Origin of the sequence: Micromonospora sp. NPDC049523 (assembly GCF_040676775.1) — a bacterium.
GTDB lineage: Bacteria > Actinomycetota > Actinomycetes > Mycobacteriales > Micromonosporaceae > Micromonospora_G.
In genome coordinates, this window is sequence record NZ_JBFAPP010000005.1 from 365,353 (window position 1) to 380,348 (window position 14,996).

General features: G+C 69.9%; 17 protein-coding genes. 8 read left to right on the plus strand and 9 right to left on the minus strand.

Features of this window, described 5'->3' with window-relative positions; all coding sequences use genetic code 11:
• The first annotated feature begins 17 nt into the window (after positions 1-17).
• Together AB0J90_RS10410 and AB0J90_RS10415 are read left to right on the plus strand one after the other, a co-directional pair.
• On the plus strand, positions 18-971 hold the full coding sequence (locus AB0J90_RS10410; protein ID WP_363594245.1) for a DUF559 domain-containing protein: 954 nt from the start codon (positions 18-20) through the stop codon (positions 969-971).
• Between the two features lie 69 nt (positions 972-1,040).
• Positions 1,041-1,514 carry a hypothetical protein gene (locus AB0J90_RS10415; protein WP_363594247.1) on the plus strand — a complete coding sequence of 158 codons (474 nt, stop codon included), beginning with the start codon at positions 1,041-1,043 and terminating at the stop codon, positions 1,512-1,514.
• Positions 1,515-1,589: 75 nt separating this feature from the next.
• Here AB0J90_RS10415 and AB0J90_RS10420 read toward each other — a convergent pair whose 3' ends face one another.
• The gene (locus AB0J90_RS10420) at positions 1,590-1,991 is read right to left on the minus strand and encodes a barstar family protein (RefSeq protein ID WP_363594249.1); all 402 of its coding nucleotides are present in this window, start codon (positions 1,989-1,991) and stop codon (positions 1,590-1,592) included.
• A 106-nt stretch (positions 1,992-2,097) separates the two neighbouring features.
• Positions 2,098-2,550: a ribonuclease domain-containing protein gene (locus AB0J90_RS10425; protein WP_363594251.1), complete on the minus strand. Its 453-nt coding sequence runs from the start codon at positions 2,548-2,550 to the stop codon at positions 2,098-2,100.
• 255 nt (positions 2,551-2,805) lie between these two features.
• Here AB0J90_RS10425 and AB0J90_RS10430 point away from each other — a divergent pair, with 255 nt between their 5' ends.
• Positions 2,806-3,048 carry a hypothetical protein gene (locus AB0J90_RS10430; protein WP_363594253.1) on the plus strand — a complete coding sequence of 81 codons (243 nt, stop codon included), beginning with the start codon at positions 2,806-2,808 and terminating at the stop codon, positions 3,046-3,048.
• A 1-nt stretch (position 3,049) separates the two neighbouring features.
• On the opposite strand, the gene AB0J90_RS10435 is transcribed toward AB0J90_RS10430, so the two are convergent.
• On the minus strand, positions 3,050-4,081 hold the full coding sequence (locus AB0J90_RS10435) for an NADPH:quinone reductase (protein ID WP_363594255.1): 1,032 nt from the start codon (positions 4,079-4,081) through the stop codon (positions 3,050-3,052).
• Between the two features lie 251 nt (positions 4,082-4,332).
• On the opposite strand from AB0J90_RS10435, the gene AB0J90_RS10440 reads away from it, so the two are divergent.
• Positions 4,333-6,156, plus strand: a complete 1,824-nt coding sequence (locus AB0J90_RS10440) for a glycoside hydrolase family 15 protein (protein ID WP_363594257.1) — start codon at positions 4,333-4,335, stop codon at positions 6,154-6,156.
• Positions 6,157-6,289: 133 nt separating this feature from the next.
• Positions 6,290-7,114, plus strand: a complete 825-nt coding sequence (gene uppS / locus AB0J90_RS10445) for a polyprenyl diphosphate synthase (protein WP_363594259.1) — start codon at positions 6,290-6,292, stop codon at positions 7,112-7,114.
• Here uppS and AB0J90_RS10450 read toward each other — a convergent pair.
• Together AB0J90_RS10450 and AB0J90_RS10455 are read right to left on the minus strand one after the other, a co-directional pair.
• The gene (locus tag AB0J90_RS10450; RefSeq protein ID WP_363594261.1) at positions 7,078-7,944 is read right to left on the minus strand and encodes an alpha/beta hydrolase; all 867 of its coding nucleotides are present in this window, start codon (positions 7,942-7,944) and stop codon (positions 7,078-7,080) included. The two genes, uppS and AB0J90_RS10450, sit on opposite strands and share 37 nt — an antisense overlap.
• 77 nt (positions 7,945-8,021) lie before the next feature.
• On the minus strand, positions 8,022-8,210 hold the full coding sequence (locus AB0J90_RS10455) for a DUF397 domain-containing protein (protein WP_363594263.1): 189 nt from the start codon (positions 8,208-8,210) through the stop codon (positions 8,022-8,024).
• Between the two features lie 212 nt (positions 8,211-8,422).
• Here AB0J90_RS10455 and AB0J90_RS10460 point away from each other — a divergent pair, with 212 nt between their 5' ends.
• Positions 8,423-9,355, plus strand: a complete 933-nt coding sequence (locus AB0J90_RS10460) for an NADP-dependent oxidoreductase (protein ID WP_363594265.1) — start codon at positions 8,423-8,425, stop codon at positions 9,353-9,355.
• Here AB0J90_RS10460 and AB0J90_RS10465 read toward each other — a convergent pair.
• The 4 genes from AB0J90_RS10465 to AB0J90_RS10480 all read right to left on the minus strand — a co-directional run bounded on the left by AB0J90_RS10465 (position 9,352) and on the right by AB0J90_RS10480 (position 13,005).
• The gene (locus AB0J90_RS10465; RefSeq protein ID WP_363594267.1) at positions 9,352-9,753 is read right to left on the minus strand and encodes a heme-binding protein; all 402 of its coding nucleotides are present in this window, start codon (positions 9,751-9,753) and stop codon (positions 9,352-9,354) included. The two genes, AB0J90_RS10460 and AB0J90_RS10465, sit on opposite strands and share 4 nt — an antisense overlap.
• Positions 9,754-9,792: 39 nt before the next feature.
• A complete protein-coding gene (locus AB0J90_RS10470; protein WP_363594269.1) occupies positions 9,793-10,929 on the minus strand; it encodes a glutathione-independent formaldehyde dehydrogenase in 1,137 nt (378 codons plus the stop codon).
• A 150-nt stretch (positions 10,930-11,079) separates the two neighbouring features.
• Complete coding sequence (locus tag AB0J90_RS10475; protein ID WP_363594271.1) at positions 11,080-11,778, minus strand: FKBP-type peptidyl-prolyl cis-trans isomerase; 699 nt, start codon at positions 11,776-11,778, stop codon at positions 11,080-11,082.
• Positions 11,779-11,928: 150 nt separating this feature from the next.
• Entirely contained in the window at positions 11,929-13,005 is a 1,077-nt protein-coding gene (locus tag AB0J90_RS10480) for a Ku protein (RefSeq protein WP_363594273.1), read from the minus strand.
• 86 nt (positions 13,006-13,091) lie between these two features.
• On the opposite strand from AB0J90_RS10480, the gene ligD (AB0J90_RS10485) reads away from it, so the two are divergent.
• Both ligD (AB0J90_RS10485) and ligD (AB0J90_RS10490) read left to right on the plus strand, forming a co-directional pair.
• A complete protein-coding gene (gene ligD, locus AB0J90_RS10485) occupies positions 13,092-14,033 on the plus strand; it encodes a non-homologous end-joining DNA ligase (protein WP_363594275.1) in 942 nt (313 codons plus the stop codon).
• Complete coding sequence (ligD, locus tag AB0J90_RS10490; protein ID WP_363594277.1) at positions 14,023-14,952, plus strand: non-homologous end-joining DNA ligase; 930 nt, start codon at positions 14,023-14,025, stop codon at positions 14,950-14,952. Before ligD (AB0J90_RS10485) ends, ligD (AB0J90_RS10490) begins: the two co-directional genes overlap by 11 nt.
• Positions 14,953-14,996: the final 44 nt, after the last annotated feature.

Below are 14,996 nucleotides of genomic sequence, written 5' to 3' on the forward strand. Positions count from 1 at the left end.
GCCGGGAGGGTGGGCGGATGTTGCGCCGGGATCCTGTGCCGGGTCTGCGTCCGCCACCACCGCCCGACGCGGACGCGTTGACCCACCTGCTCGACCTTCAGTCAGACGTGGTCAACCGGCGTCAGGCGCTCCGTCACCTCTCGCCCAAGGCGGTGCAGCACCGGCTCGCCTCCGGACGATGGCAGCCGGCCGGACGTGGGGTCTACCTCGCCCACACCGGACCGATCTCGCGGGAGCAGCGGCGCTGGGTGGCGGTGCTCGGCGTACGCCGGGCGGTTCTCGCCGGGCTCTCTGCCCTGGAACTACTCGGCCTGCGCGGGTACCACAGCGAAGCCCTGCACGTACTGATCTCCGCCACCCGCCGGGACCTCGACCCGCCGTACGGCGTCGTGGTGCACCGGACCCGTCACCTGCCCGAGGCCGACGTGCACCGGCTCGGGCAACCACCCTGCACCATGCCCGCCCGATCACTGGTCGACGCCGCCCAGTGGGCGCCGACCGACGACCGGGCCCGAGCCGTCATCGCCGCCGGGTTCCAGCAACGGCTGATCAGTGGAAGCGAGTTGGACGAGGTGCTGGCCCGGATGCCGAACGCGTACCGGCGTGCCCTGATCGCCGACGCCGCTGCCGACGCCCGCGATGGCGCCGGCTCGATCGCCGAATCCGACTTCCTCCGCCTCTGCCGCCGGGCTGACCTGCCCGAACCGAGCCGGCAGGTACGGCGTACGGACGCTCGGGGGCGGCGCCGTTACCTCGATGTCCACTTCGACGAGTGGCGGGTGCACGTGGAGATCGACGGCAGCCAGCACCTGGAGGTACGCCACTGGTGGGCGGACATGCGCCGGCAGAACGACCTGTGGATCAGTGGCGTACGCGTACTCCGCTTTCCCGCCTGGGTAATCCGCGACCGGCCCGCCGAAGTTGTCGCCCAACTGCGAGCGGCCCTGCAAGCCGCCGGCTGGAGACCCTGACCGTCGGCACTGTGGCGGTCCAGAGCCCCTGGAGGGGTAGTGGACCGCCACAGCGAGTTGAATGGGTGCATGGAATCAGGGGTGGTGGTGGGGCGGGCGATTTCGCGGGCGGCGGCGGGGGCCGTGGCGGCGGCGATCGCGCGGGACGCGGAGGCGTACGAGGGGGCCGCGGTGGAGTTGGCGGCCCGTAACCCCGAGCAGGTGGGGCTGGTCCTCGGCGGGGTCGTACGCATGCTGCTGGAGGAGGTGCACCCGGACGGGCTGGACAGCGACGACCTCCAGGCGGTGCTGAAGCGGTGTGCCGTCGACAACATCGGCTGGTTCCCCGATTTGGACCCCACCGTGCTGGTGCTGCTGTTGACGGCCGCGCTCGGCGTACATCCCTCGGAGGAGGAGGCGCCGCGGGTCGAGCCGGCGGCGATGGCCCGGCACGCGCCGCTGCTCGTCGCCGACCTGCTCGCGGTCACCGGCCGGCCGCTGGCCGACTACCTCGACGCGGCGCTGGCCGAGATCTTCCTCGTCCAGACCAACGAGCTGCCCTGACCCCGCCGGTCAGGCCCTGCCCTGACCTGCCCTGACCCCGCCGGTCAGGCCCTGCCCTGCCCTGACGCTGCCCGGTCAGGTCAGCGCGGCGGCGAGCCGCCGGTGCAGTGTCGACACGTCCGCTGCCCCGGTGTCCAGCACCACCCGCAGGGCCGGCACCGACTCACCACCGACGGAACCGAGCACGGCCAACAGGGTCGCGAACTGCGCGGGCGGCTCGTCGGCGAGCAACTCGGCCGCGTCGGTCACCACCAGCGGGTACGGGCGCACCTCGACCAGGTCCCGCAGCGCGTCCAGCAGCGCGTCCCAGTTGCGGCCGAAGTAGTCGGGGAAGTCCAGCGCCGCCGCCCACTCGGTGAACAGACCGTCGCGGGTACGACTGGCGGCACCGCTCACCACCGACACACCCGGCGGTACGGCCGCGTCGGTGGACACGCTCAGCCACGGCGGTAGTTGCGGATCTGTCGGTTCTGACATCTGTTCCCTCGCTTTTGCGGCGGAGCTGTCGGGCCGGGCGACTGTGGCCCGGCCCGACGGTACGTCCTGACTCTCCGAGTGCCGGGTGATACCGCTCAGAGCCTGCTCAGAGCCGGTAGAAGTCCGCGTAGTGGTTCGGGGTGAACCAGGTCGCGCCGGTGGCCTTGTTGACCACGATCCGGTACGCGTCACGGGCGGCACCCTGGCGGCGGGGGTAGACGTCGTACTCGTAGTAGGTGGCGTTCGTCGGGAGCTGGCCCTCGTAGTTCATGTGCCGGCCACCGGCGTAGTTGGAGAGCCCGCCGCTCCAGGAGACCCAGCCGCGGGCGGTGGGGAAGCCCCGGCTGGCCCAGCCGCTGCGCGCGGTACGGGCATCGGCGCACCGGGAGATGGTGCAGGAGCTGTAGACGGCGGCCGAAGCCGAGCTGGTGTGCGAGGGCGCCACCACCGCCGGACCGACCAGCATCGCGGCGATCATCGCGGCGAGCAGGGCGAAGCTGGCGAGCAGACGCTGCGGTCGCGATCGGGCGACGGCGGCGAGCGGGGCGAGGACGGTCATGGTGGCCTCCAGTGCCGGTGGGAGCCCGCGGGGGTGTGCGGGTCGTGATCCATCCTCGGGAGTGAATGCCTGCCCCGGAAGGGGGCCGAGGTTAAATTAATCGATGATCTGCCATATGTTTCCGCGCCTGTCGCGGGCGCACCGGTTGGTCGGCTGCGGGGGTGTTCTCGTGTGGCCGTAAGCTTCAGGGGATTTCCCAGTGCGGAGCCCGGCGCTGTCGTGTGACCCGTACCCACGAGCTGCAGGGAGAGAACGATGCCGGATCCGAGCGGCCCCGAGAACACCGACGACGTCACCGAGTCGCCCGAACTGACCGAGGGCGCCGACCCGGCCGAGGGTGAAGAGCCGGCCGAGGACGCCGAACCGACCTTCCTCAACCGGGCCGCCCGGCGGGGCAAGGGCGCCACGCAGCAGACGCCGCAGGGCAAGGGCAAGAGCTTCGGTGGCCGGGGCTCGGTCCAGGGGCCGCGCCAGTGGGGCAACCGCCGCAGCGGCTGAGCTACGGTGCCGGCTCTTCCTGGCTGGTGCTGATCAGGACCTTGCCGACCGCCGAGTTTTCCACCGCCGCGTGCGCGTCGGTGGCCTCGGCGAGCGGGTAGAAGTGCAGCGGCAGGCCGGCGTCCGCGCCGACCCGGATGCCGCCCTGGGTCGCGGCCGTGGCCACATCCTGTACGGCCTGAGTCTTCGCCGTCGCGGGCACGTGGAAGACCGACACGAACTGCCAGCGGGCGTTCGGCGCCATGAACCGCGTCCCTGGCAGGCTCAGCTCGCCGTCGCCCCGGTACGAATAGACGGCGACGACGCCGGCATGCCCGAGCATCTGCGCGTCGGCAGACGCGTTCTGGTCTCCGGCCACCTCGACGATGGTGTCGACCCCGTGCGGGGCGATCTTCTTCACCTCGGCTGCCACGTCCTGCTCCCGGTAGTTGATCACATGCGAGGCGCCGGCCGCAGCGGCCAGTTGCGCCTTCTCCGAGCTGCTGACCGTGGCGATGACGGTGGCGTCGGCCCACCGGGCGAGCTGGATCGCCGCGTTGCCGACCGCGCCCGCGCCGCCCTGGACCAGCACGACGTGGTCGGCCAGGCTGCCGAGGTCGAGGTGGCGGGGCATCAGCTCGCCGACCGTCAGGCAACGGTGCGCGGTCAGGAACGGGATGCCGAGCACCGCGCCGACCTCGAACGGTGCAGGGCCGAGCAGGACGATCTGGCGGGACGGTACGAGGGTGTACTCGGCCGCCGTACCCCAGGGACGTGTTCCGGCCGCTTCCCAGACCCACACCCGCTCACCGACCAGCGTCGAGTCCACCCCCTGACCGGTCGCCTCGATCACGCCCGCACCATCCTGGCCGGGGATCTGCCAGCCGTACGGCGGTGGACTGCCGTCGCCGGAACGGGACTTAACGTCGGTCGGGTTGACGCCGGCAAAGGCCATCCGTACCAGCACCTCGCCTGCTTCCGGCTCGGGAATCGGCTGGTCGACCAGCTCCAGCACGCCCGGATCGCCGGTACGGGTGTAGACGGCTGCCTTCATGGTGGACTCCCTGCCTGGCGCGGTTAGCCCCATTTTCCCCGCTAATAAGAACCTTCGTGGCGGTTCCGTACTTGCTGCGGCCTGGTCGTGGCCATCGGCGTCGAGGGCCCGTGTCGGATCGGTTATCGCCGTGCGTGCACGGGTACCCGAGGTGCTTCCGGGTGCGGGGGAGGTGTCGTGGCGCTGGGCTGCGGGATGGCGGGTGACGGCGAACCGGACATCGGGGACGGGCAGGCCCGGACGGTGAGCCGGTGAGCGGCAACCGGATCAGCGACTACGGCTTCCTGGCCGACGGGCTCACCGGTGCACTCGTCGGCCGGGACGGCTCGGTGGACTGGTGGTGCCCGTTGCGGTTCGACAGCCCGTCGGTCTTCGCCCGGATGCTGGACGACGGGGGCGGGCACTGGGCGATCCGTCCCGAAGCCGACTTCGAGGTCGAGCGGGAGTACCTAGACGAGACGTTGGTGCTGCGTACGGTCTTCACCACCGGGGAGGGGACGGTCGCGGTGACCGACGCGCTCGCGCTGGAGCCGGGCGCCCGCGGGCACGAGATCGGTCGGCGTTCACCCGGCATGCTGCTCCGTACGGTGGAGGCGCTGTCCGGGCGCGTACCGATGATGATGTCCTTCGCCCCGCGCTTCGAGTACGGCCGGGTGACCGCGTACCTGACGGTGGACGGTCAGGAGGTGACGGCGACGGCCGGCGCCGCCACGCTCACCCTCACCTCCAGCGTGCCGGTCCACCGCGACCACATCGACGTCTCGGCGCGGTTCACCGTCGAGGCCGGTCAACGGGCGAGCTTCGCCCTGGCCTACTCGTCCACGTACGGCGACCGGGACCGGCGCCCGGCCGACACGGACGTGCCGGCGGCGTTGGCGGACGCCGTGGCGGGGTGGCGTTCCTGGTTGGCGAACCACGACTACCGGGGACGGTACCGGGACCTGGTACGCCGAAACTCCCTCGTCCTGCAGGGGCTCACCTACGCACCCGGTGGCGCGGTCGTGGCCGCCGCCACCACCTCGCTGCCGGAGCGGATCGGTGGCGACCGCAACTACGACTACCGCTACGCCTGGCTGCGCGACTTCTCCCTGACCATGCGGGCGCTCTGGGTGGCGGCCTGCCCCGACGAGACGAGCCGACTCTTCGACTGGGTGGCCAAGTCGGTGGGGCGGGTCACCTTGGAACCGGTGCCGATCATGTACGGCCTGGAGGGCGAGCGGGACCTGACCGAACGCTCGGTCGACACCCTCGGCGGGTACGCCGGCAGCAAGCCGGTGCTGCTCGGCAACGCGGCGTGGCGGCAGCGCCAGTCGGACGTACTCGGTGAAACGCTCGATGCGGCCTGGCTGCTGCGCGACTACCTGGACCCGACGGACGAGCCGGTGTGCCGGCTGCTGCACTCGTTGGCGGACCAGGCGGCGGCCACGTGGCACCTGCCGGACTCCGGCATGTGGGAGTTGCGGGACATGGAGCGGCAGTACGTCTCTTCCAAGGCGTGCTGCTGGGTGGCGCTCGACCGGGCGGTCCGGTTCGGCGAGCGGATCGGCAGCCGGGAGGATGTCGCCCGCTGGGCGGGAGCCCGCTCCGACGTCCGCGAGGCGATCCTGGCGCAGGGCTGGAATGCGGAAGTCGGTGCGTACACGGGGGCTTTCGGGTCCGACAAGCTGGACGCGTCGGTGCTGACCCTGCCGCTCTGGGGTTTCCTGCCCGCCACCGATCCGCGGATGCGCGCGACCATCGAGCGGATCGAGCAGCAACTGACCGAGGACGGGTTGGTCCGGCGCTGGGACGGCGATCCGGCCGCCTTCCTGCCCTGCTCGTTCTGGTTGGTGGACTGCCTGGCGTTGGTGGGGGAGCACGAGCGGGCGACGCGGATGTTCGAGAGTCTCGTCGGCCGCGGCAACGACCTGGGTCTGTTCGCCGAGCAGTTCGACCCGCGTACGGGCGAGCAGTTGGGCAACTTCCCGCAGGCGCTCTCCCACATGGCACTGATCAACACGGCTTGGCGCCTCACCGAAACCGCACCCGGCGGCATTCCCGCCGGCGTGTACACATCAACCGAAGGAGAGAAATAAGCGAACCACCGCCCGCCCGACCCCGCGGTTGATCATGAAGTTAGCGACGCCCGGGCGGCGAATTGGCGTCGCTAACTTCATGATCAACGCCCAGATTTGGGTCGGGGGGAGGGGGCGGTGGTTGGATCTGATCATGTTGCGGGCATTGAGGCGGGCGGCTTACGCGTTCTACGCCGGGCGCCTTCGCGTACGACTGGACGGCGTGAGCCTGCCACGCCATGTGGCGATGGTGATGGACGGCAACCGTCGGTGGGCTCGGCAGATGGGCTTCGAAGATCCGAAAATCGGCCACCGGTACGGCGCGGAGCACCTCGCCGAGGTGCTGGGCTGGTGCGTCGAGGTCGACATCAGACACGTCACGGTCTTCCTCGCCTCGGTGGACAACATGCGCAAGCGCGACTCCGACGAGGTCGACAACCTCATGCGGATGATCGAGGAGGTCATCGTCCGGCGGCTCTCCCAGCCGACGAGTCTGTGGCGGCTACACCTCGCAGGACGGTTGGAAGTCCTGCCGGACTCGACCCGCCACGCGTTGAAACTCGCCGAGGAAGCCACTCGTGACACCGGGGCGAAGTTCCACCTCAACATCGCCATCGGGTACGACGGCCGCGAGGAAATCGTCGATGCCGTACGTTCCCTGCTGGAGGAAGAGGTACGGGCCGGCTACGACGTCGACGACATAGCCCAGCGGCTCACCCCGGACGCGATCGCCGGCCACCTCTACACCAGTGGTCAGCCCGATCCAGAGCTGGTCATCCGTACCAGTGGGGAACAACGCATGTCGGGGTTCCTGCTCTGGCAGGCGGCCTACTCCGAGCTGCACTTCTGCGACGTCTACTGGCCGGGCTTCCGGAAGGTCGACTTCCTGCGGGCCCTGCGCTCCTACGCGGCTCGTACGACGGCGGCCGAGCGCGAGGATGCTCAGGCGAGGGTGCGGCCGAGGAAGCCGCGGATGTAGCCGGCGATCGGGTCGAGGTCGGTTTCGAGGGCGAAGTGGCCGGTGTCCAGGAGGTGCACCTCCGCGTCGGGCAGGTCGCGTTGGAAGGCGCGTGCCCCGTCCGGGCCGAAGATCTCGTCGTTGCCGCCCCAGACCGCGAGCAGTGGCACCTTCGTACGCCGGAAACAGTCCTGGGCGGCCGGGTAGATGTCGAGATTCGTCTTGTAGTCACGGAAGAGTTGGAGCTGGATCTCGTCGTTGCCCGGGCGGTCGAGGATCGACTGGGCGTGAAGGTACGCGTCCGGGCTGATCAGGCTCACGTCGGGCGCGCCGTTCTCCCACTGCCAGCGCACCTCCTTGGGCGTGAACGCCGCCCGAACCGTCTTCTCCGTGTCCGGACCGGGAGCCTTCCCGTACGCGAACAGCGGTGTCCAGAACGCGTCCACGAAACCGTCCATGTACGCGTTCCCGCTCTGGCTGATGATCGCGCTGATCTGATCGGGCCTGCGCAGGAACAGCCGCAGGGCGATGGGTGCGCCGTAGTCGTGCATGTAGACCGCGTACCTGCGGATCTTGAGCTGGTCCAGCAGCTTGGCGGTGACGTCGGTGAGCGAGTCGAAGCTGTACGGGAACTCGGCCGGGCTCGGGTCGGAGGAGTAGCCGAAGCCGAGGTGGTCAGGGGCCACCAGGTGATAGCGGTCGGCCAACGCCGGGATCAGCTCGCGGAACATGTGCGAGCTGGTCGGGAAGCCGTGCAGCAGGACCAGCGTCGGCGAGGTCGGTGCGCCCGCCTCACGGTAGAACACCTCGAAACCGTCGACCTTCGCGGTCCGGTGATGCACAGGGATCATGTTCGCCAGTATCGGGTTGGGCGCCGGCCAAGTCCCGATATCCGCGAATTACCCCACTTCCGGCGGGTAGTGGGGGCTCAGGCCACGAACCTCATTGATTTGACCCCGTCAACAAATACCTGCCAGCCCGCTGGGCTGAGACTGAGGGTCGGCCCGGACTTGTCCTTGCTGTCGCGTACGGCCACGGCGTGGCCCTGGTCCATGGCTTCCACGCACTGACCGTTGCTGCCCGAACGGCTCGACTTGCGCCACACGTTACGTTCCACTGGCCCGCTCCTTGATGAACCTAATCGACTCGGCTGGTGACATCGCCAGCGACTTCAGGTGGTCGAAGATCGTAATCAGGCGATTCGTGTCGGCGAGCGCGTTTTCTTGGATGGTGCCGTCAGCCGCACATCGGGTCCGGTGGTGGCTGATGCCCATTGCCATTCACACGTCGATTGCCGACGATACCTCTGAGTCTTGAGGAGGCCGAGCGATGCAGGCGGTAGCGGTGACCGCGCAGGGCGGTCCGGAGGTTTTGCAGGTTATCGAGCGGCCGGATCCGGTTCCCGGTCCGGGACAGGTGCTGGTCCGGGTGCTGGCGGCGGTGGTCCATCCGGCCGACGTGGCGGCCCGGCTCGGGCTCATCCCCGGTGGGCCGGTCGAACCGCCGTTCCTGCCCGGCTGGGACTTCGCCGGTGAGGTGGTCGAGGTCGGCGACGGTGGCGGCGAATACCGGCCCGGTGACCGGGTGGTCGGCATGGTGCCCTGGTACCGGACCCGAGGCGAGGTCGGGGCGTACGCCGAGCTGATCGCCGCCGACATCGACTGGGTGGTGCCACTCCCCGAGGGGCTGGATCCGGCGGCTGCCGCCACCGTGCCGCTGAACGCGTTGACCGCGCGTCAGGCGCTGGAACTGATGGCCCTGCCACCGATGTCCACTGTGCTCGTCACCGGTGCGAGCGGCGGGGTCGGCGGCTTCGCCGCCCAACTGGCGGTACGCGCAGGGCACCGGGTGCTCGCCCACGCCGGCCGCGACGACGAGGACTGGGTACGCGACCTCGGGGTGGCGCAGGTCGTACCGAAGGAGGTCGACCTGGCGGAGGTCGGCCCGGTGCCGGCGGTGTTGGACGCAGTGCCACTTGCCGAGTCCGCCGCGGCGGCGGTCACCGACGGTGGGACCTTGGTCACCACCCGCCCCACCCCACCGGTCGAGCCGGCGCGGGGCGTCCGACAGCAGGTCGTCCTGATCCAGTTCGACCGGTCGCTGTTGGGCGAGCTGATCGGCGAGGTTGCCGAGGGGCGGCTGCGGACCCGGGTCGCCACCACGTTGCCACTGGCCAGCGCGGCCGAGGCGCACCGGATCGTGGAGGCCGGCGGGGTACGCGGCAAGGTGGTGCTGACCCCCGCCTACGGGACCGCCGGCTAGAGGGCCCCGGCGCCCGCCTCGGCCACGGTCTGGTCCTGATCGACCATGCCGCCGCTGACGCCGATCGCGCCGATCACCTTGCCGTCGCGGAGCAACGGGATCCCACCGGGGAAGATGACGACCCGGCCGTGGTTCGTGGTGTGGATGCCGAAGAACTGCTGACCGGACTGGGCGTTCGCGGCCAGGTCCTTGGTCTGGATGTCGAAGGCCCGCGCCGTCCACGCCTTGTTGATGCTGATGTCGACGCTGCCGAACCAGGCACCGTCCATCCGGACGTGCGCGATCAGGTTGCCACCGGAGTCGACCACGGCGATGTTCTCCGGCTGGCCGATCTCGTTGGCGCGGGCCTCGGCGGCGGCGATTATCTTGCGCGCGTCGGCAAGCTTCAGCATGGACATGGGCGCTCCTTCGACAAGAGTGGGAATCACCCGCCCGGTTCAGGCGGCGGGCTTCAGCACGACCTTCGAGTAGCCGTCCTCCCGGCGGTCGAACCGGGCGTACGCGTCCGGTGCGTCGTCGAGTGGCAGCCTCTTGCTGACCACGAAACTCGGCGTCGCCCGGCCAGCGATGATCAGGTCGCGCAACTGCTCGTTGTACGCCTTCACGTTCGCCTGACCGGTCCCCATCCGCTGCCCCTTCTCGAAGAACTTGCCGACCTTGAACAGCAGTTCCCCGTGGGCGGAGTGCTCGTCGGGTGCGCCCGGATCGTTGGGCAGGTACAGGCCGACCACCCCGATCCGGCCGGTGGCCCGGACGATCTCGACCAGGTTGTTCAGCACCTGCGCGGGCTGTTCCTCCCCGCCCGTACCGTGTGCCTGGTAGCCGACCGCGTCGACGCCCTTGTCGGTGCCGTTGCCGTCGGTCTGGTCCAGGATCTGTATCACCGGGTCGGCGTTGCTGAAGTCGATCGGGATCGCGCCGATCGACTCGGCCAACCGGAGCCGGGAGGCTACCCGGTCCACCACGAAGACCTTCGCCGCGCCGATGAGCATCGCCGAGTACGCGGCCATCAGGCCGACCGGCCCGCCGCCCATCACCGTCACCGTCTCACCCGGCTGCAGGTCGGCGAGGGCGACGCCGTGGTAGCCGGTGGGGAAGACGTCGGCGAGCATGGCGAAGTCGTCCTCGTGCTCGTCACCGGGCGGCAGGTCCAGGCAGTTGAAGTCGGCGAACGGGACCCGCAGGTACTCCGCCTGACCACCCCGGTACGGACCCATCGCGGCGTAGCCGTACGCGCCACCGGCGAAGTCGGTGTTGACCGTCAGGCAGAACGCGGTGTTGCCGGCGAAGCAGTTCTTGCAGAACCCGCAGGCCACGTTGAAGGGGATGGAGACCCGGTCGCCCTTGCGGACCCGGGAGACACCGGGGCCGACCTCGGTGACGATGCCCATGTTCTCGTGGCCGAACACCATGCCCGGCTGCGCCTTGGTGCGCCCCTCGTACATGTGCAGGTCCGACCCGCAGATCGCGGTAGTCGTGATCTTGATGATGACGTCGTTCGGGGCCTCGATGCGGGGGTCCTCGACGTTCTCGACCGAGACGTTGTTGGCACCGTGGTAGACAACTGCCCTCATGTCCGCTCCCTGTCCCCAGCCCAGGATCCTGCTTCCGACCCTAGGGCGGCTCCCCGGCCCGCTATGCCGGAATGCGGAAACGGCGAACCCCCGCGACGGTGCGCGGGGGTTCGCCGTTCGACGGTTGCGGCAGGTGCGCCGCCGCGAGGTCTACTGCGCCGCGAGTACGTCCACGACGAAGCGGAGCGCGCCGGCCGGAGCGCCGTTGCCCGGGTTGTCGCCGTACGCGAGCGCGGGCGGGATGTCGAGCTGGATCCGGCTGCCGACCTTCACGCCGACCAGGCCCTGGTCCCAGCCGGGGATGACCTGACCGGTGCCGATCTGGAACGGAACCGCCCGGGACTGCTTCCAGGAGGAGTCGAACTCCTGCCCGTCCTTGTAGGTGACGCCGACGTAGTTCACGGTGATCTGCTGCCCGGCCTGGACCACCGGGCCGGTTCCCTCGATCAGGGCCTTCGAGGTCAGCTTCGTCAGCTCACCCTCGCCCTTGGTCACGACCGGCTCCTTGCCCAGGGCCGGGTCCGCGCCCTCCGGCAGCGGCGGGAACTCCGCGTCGGCCGGCGGCTGCGCTGGGGGAGCGGCCGGATCCGCCGGGGCGGTGGCGCTGGGGACCGAGGCGACGCCGTTGTCGGCCGGCTCCTTGCCGGTGTCGTCGAGGGCGACGAACGCGACGACGATCACGGCGACCACGGCCAGCCCGGCGAACGCACCGGCAAGCGCCTGGTTGCGGCGCTTCCTGGCGGCGGCCTTCGCCTTGGCGGCCTTCGCCAGGGCGCGCTTCTCGGACTTGGTCAGCGGCGGCGGCTCACTCGGGACGTAGGAGGAGTGGCTCTGGACCTGGTCGCTCATAGGTGTCGGCTCCTGCAGGAAGAGATCGGGGCGGGGCGGCCTCGCCCGGATGTGTTCCGACCGAAGGGCCTTGCATACGGTACTCGGCCAACCGCCGGTTGGCGCCGGTCCGATGATCACGAGCCCCGTCCGCCACAGCGGTCCCCCTGGTCACGCCGACTTGCGAGCGGTCTTCTTCGCCGGGGTGCTCTTCTTCGCCCCGGTGGCCTTCGTGCCGGCCGACTTCGTACCCGTGGATTTGCTGGCCGTGGATTTGGTCCCGGCGGATTTGGTGCCGGTGGATTTCGCGGTGGCGGATTTGGTGGCCTTCTTCTCGGCCGTCTTCTTCTCGGCGGCCTTTTTCGCCGGGGCCTTCGCGGCCTTTGCTGCCTTGGCCGCCTGCTGGGCGGACTTCGCCGCCGAGATCGGCGTCGCCTTCGCTACGCCACGGCCAGCGGACGGCTCCTCGCCGCGGGCCGCCCGGGCCCGGTCCACCGAGGCGCGCAGCGCCGCCATCAGGTCCACGGCGGCAGCGGGGGCCTCCTCCGCCTCCTCCGGCTGGACCACCTCCCGACCCTCGACCTTGGCGTTGATCACTTCCTGCAACGCCGCCCGGTAGTCGTCGGTGAAAACGGACGGCTCGAACTCGCCGGCCATCGAGTCGATCAGCGAACTGGCCATCGCCAGCTCCGGCGGCCGGACACTGATGTCCTCGTCGAGGAAACCGAAGTCGGGTACGCGTACCTCGTCCGGCCAGAGCATGGTGTTGAGCAGCAGCACTCCCTCGCGTACGCGCAGCGTGGCGAGCTGTTCGCGTTGGCGCAGCGCCACCTTCACGATCGCCACCCGATCGGAGTCGGTCAGCGCGTCGCGCAGCAGCACGTACGGCTTCGTCGCCGCACCGTCCGGCTCCAGGAAGTACGCCTTGTTGTAGAGGATCGGATCCACCTGCTCGGCCGGTACGAACTCCAGCACGTCGATCGCGTGCGAGGTGGTCAGCGGCAGCTCGGAGAAGTCCTCGTCGGTCAGGATCACCATCTCGCCGCCGCCGAGGTCGTACCCCTTGGCGATGTCGTCGTAGCTGACCTCCTCGCCGTCGATCGAGCAGGTTCGTTTGTACTTGATCCGCCCGCCGTCGGTTCGATGCACCTGATGAAACCGTATGTCCTTTTCCTCGGTGGCCGAATATAGCCGCACACCGATGGACACCAGGCCGAATGAGACCGCGCCTCGCCAGATAGCCCGCATTCCCCCGCTCCTTTCCCCGGTATTGACCAGGATTGCATCTGATAGAAGGTGGGGCGAGTGTTTCCTTGCGGACCTAGAGTGATGTCGTGCCGGGCGCACCGCTCAAACCGATGCTCGCCATGACCGGGGAGCTGCCCAGCGGCCCCGGCTGGGCGTATGAGTTCAAGTGGGACGGCGTACGCGCCCTCGCCCAGATCAACGACGGTGCGGTACGCCTGTTCGCCCGTTCCGGTGCCGAGATCACCGCCGCCTATCCGGAGCTGGTGCCGCTCGGCGCGCAGGTGCCGGACGCCCTGCTCGACGGCGAGGTCGTGGTGTTGACCGATACGGGACAGCCCTCGTTCACCGCGCTCGCCGAGCGGATGCACGTACGCGAACCGGGCCGGGCGGCGCGACTGGCGGCGACCGTACCGGTGACGTACATGATCTTCGACGTGTTGCGACTGGCCGGCGCGGACCTGACCCGCCAGCCCTACGAGCAGCGCCGGGAAACCCTCGACGGCCTGGGCCTGGGCGGCTCGCGGTGGGCCGCCCCGCCGGTCTTCCCGGACGGCCCGGCCACCTACGAGGCCGCCGGTGAGCACGGGCTGGAGGGTGTGGTCGCCAAGCGGTTGGAGTCGATCTACCGGCCGGGGGTGCGTTCACCGGACTGGCTCAAGGTCAAGCTGGAGGTGACCGGGGACTTCGTCATCGGCGGTTGGCGTCCCGGCGCCCGCCGCCTCGGCGGACTGCTGGTCGGGGTGCCGGCGCCGGACGGCCGGCTGATCTTCCGGGGCCGGGTCGGCGGCGGAATCGGCGCGGCCGCCGAACGTGAACTCCTGGCCGTGCTGGAGCCGCTGCGGGTCGACAGCGCGCCGTTCGCCGACGCCGTGCCCCGCGAGGATGCCAAGGGCGCGATCTGGGTACGTCCCGAGATCGTGGTCGAGGTGAAGTACGGCCAGCGCACCCCGGACGGGCGGCTGCGGTTCCCGCGGCTGCGCCGGTTGCGCCCCGACAAGACGGCGGAGGAAGTCGACGATGCCGGCTGAGAAGATCAGGGTCGAGGTGGAGGATCGCACGCTCGAGGTTTCCAACCTGGACAAGGTGCTCTATCCGGAAGTCGGTTTCACCAAGGGCGAGGTGATCGACTACTACACCCGGATCGCCCCGGTGCTGCTGCCGCACCTGCGGGACCGGCCGCTGACCCGGATCCGCTACCCGAACGGAGTCGACGCGTCCTTCTTCTTCGAGAAGAACGCTCCCGCCAGCACGCCCGACTGGGTACGCCTGGAGCGGCTGCCCGCCCCCGGCTCGTCCAAGGACCGCGACGAACTGGACTATGTGGTCTGCGACGACCTGCCCACCCTGGTCTGGCTGGCGAACCTGGCCGCACTGGAGATGCACACCCCGCAGTGGCGGGTGGGCACCCGCAGCCGGGGCGAACCCCGGCCGGACCTGATGGTGGTCGACCTCGACCCCGGCTCCCCGGCCGCACTGCCGGAATGCTGCGTGGTCGCGGTACGGATGCGCGACCGGCTGGCCGAGGACGGCATCGCCAGTTACCCGAAGACCTCGGGCAAGAAGGGAATGCAGCTCTGCTGCCCGATCGCCGGCAAACAATCCGCCGAGGAGGTCTCCGGTTACGCCCGGCGGATCGCCGAGGAGTTGGAGCAGGCCGACCCGAAGCTGGTCACGGCGAAGATGGCCAAGCGGCTGCGACCGGGCAAGATCTTCATCGACTGGAGCCAGAACAACTCGGCCAAGACGACGGTGGCGCCGTACTCGCTGCGGGCGCAGGCGGTGCCGGCCGCGTCGGCGCCGCTGACCTGGGCCGAGGTGGAGGCGGCAAGCTCGGGGGAGTTGGGCGCCGTGCGCCCGTTCACCGCCGCCGAGGTGCTGGCCAGGGCCGAGGAGTACGGCGACCTGATGGCGGACCTGCTCGTCACCGGCCCCAAACTCCCGCGCTGACCCTCGCTGACGCCGGTCGGTCGGACGGCCGGTCCGCCCGGATC

What these genes read in the sequence shown, in the direction of transcription:
- AB0J90_RS10420 (WP_363594249.1), bottom strand. Translation starts at nt 1,991, where the DNA reads ATGTCAGAACCGACAGATCCGCAACTACCGCCGTGGCTGAGCGTGTCC.
- uppS (WP_363594259.1), top strand. Translation starts at nt 6,290, where the DNA reads ATGTTGCGGGCATTGAGGCGGGCGGCTTACGCGTTCTACGCCGGGCGC.
- AB0J90_RS10480 (WP_363594273.1), bottom strand. Translation starts at nt 13,005, where the DNA reads ATGCGGGCTATCTGGCGAGGCGCGGTCTCATTCGGCCTGGTGTCCATC.
- AB0J90_RS10430 (WP_363594253.1), top strand. Translation starts at nt 2,806, where the DNA reads ATGCCGGATCCGAGCGGCCCCGAGAACACCGACGACGTCACCGAGTCG.
- AB0J90_RS10415 (WP_363594247.1), top strand. Translation starts at nt 1,041, where the DNA reads ATGGAATCAGGGGTGGTGGTGGGGCGGGCGATTTCGCGGGCGGCGGCG.
- ligD (WP_363594277.1), top strand. Translation starts at nt 14,023, where the DNA reads ATGCCGGCTGAGAAGATCAGGGTCGAGGTGGAGGATCGCACGCTCGAG.
- AB0J90_RS10450 (WP_363594261.1), bottom strand. Translation starts at nt 7,944, where the DNA reads ATGATCCCTGTGCATCACCGGACCGCGAAGGTCGACGGTTTCGAGGTG.
- AB0J90_RS10425 (WP_363594251.1), bottom strand. Translation starts at nt 2,550, where the DNA reads ATGACCGTCCTCGCCCCGCTCGCCGCCGTCGCCCGATCGCGACCGCAG.
- AB0J90_RS10410 (WP_363594245.1), top strand. Translation starts at nt 18, where the DNA reads ATGTTGCGCCGGGATCCTGTGCCGGGTCTGCGTCCGCCACCACCGCCC.
- AB0J90_RS10435 (WP_363594255.1), bottom strand. Translation starts at nt 4,081, where the DNA reads ATGAAGGCAGCCGTCTACACCCGTACCGGCGATCCGGGCGTGCTGGAG.
- AB0J90_RS10460 (WP_363594265.1), top strand. Translation starts at nt 8,423, where the DNA reads ATGCAGGCGGTAGCGGTGACCGCGCAGGGCGGTCCGGAGGTTTTGCAG.
- AB0J90_RS10465 (WP_363594267.1), bottom strand. Translation starts at nt 9,753, where the DNA reads ATGTCCATGCTGAAGCTTGCCGACGCGCGCAAGATAATCGCCGCCGCC.
- AB0J90_RS10475 (WP_363594271.1), bottom strand. Translation starts at nt 11,778, where the DNA reads ATGAGCGACCAGGTCCAGAGCCACTCCTCCTACGTCCCGAGTGAGCCG.
- AB0J90_RS10470 (WP_363594269.1), bottom strand. Translation starts at nt 10,929, where the DNA reads ATGAGGGCAGTTGTCTACCACGGTGCCAACAACGTCTCGGTCGAGAAC.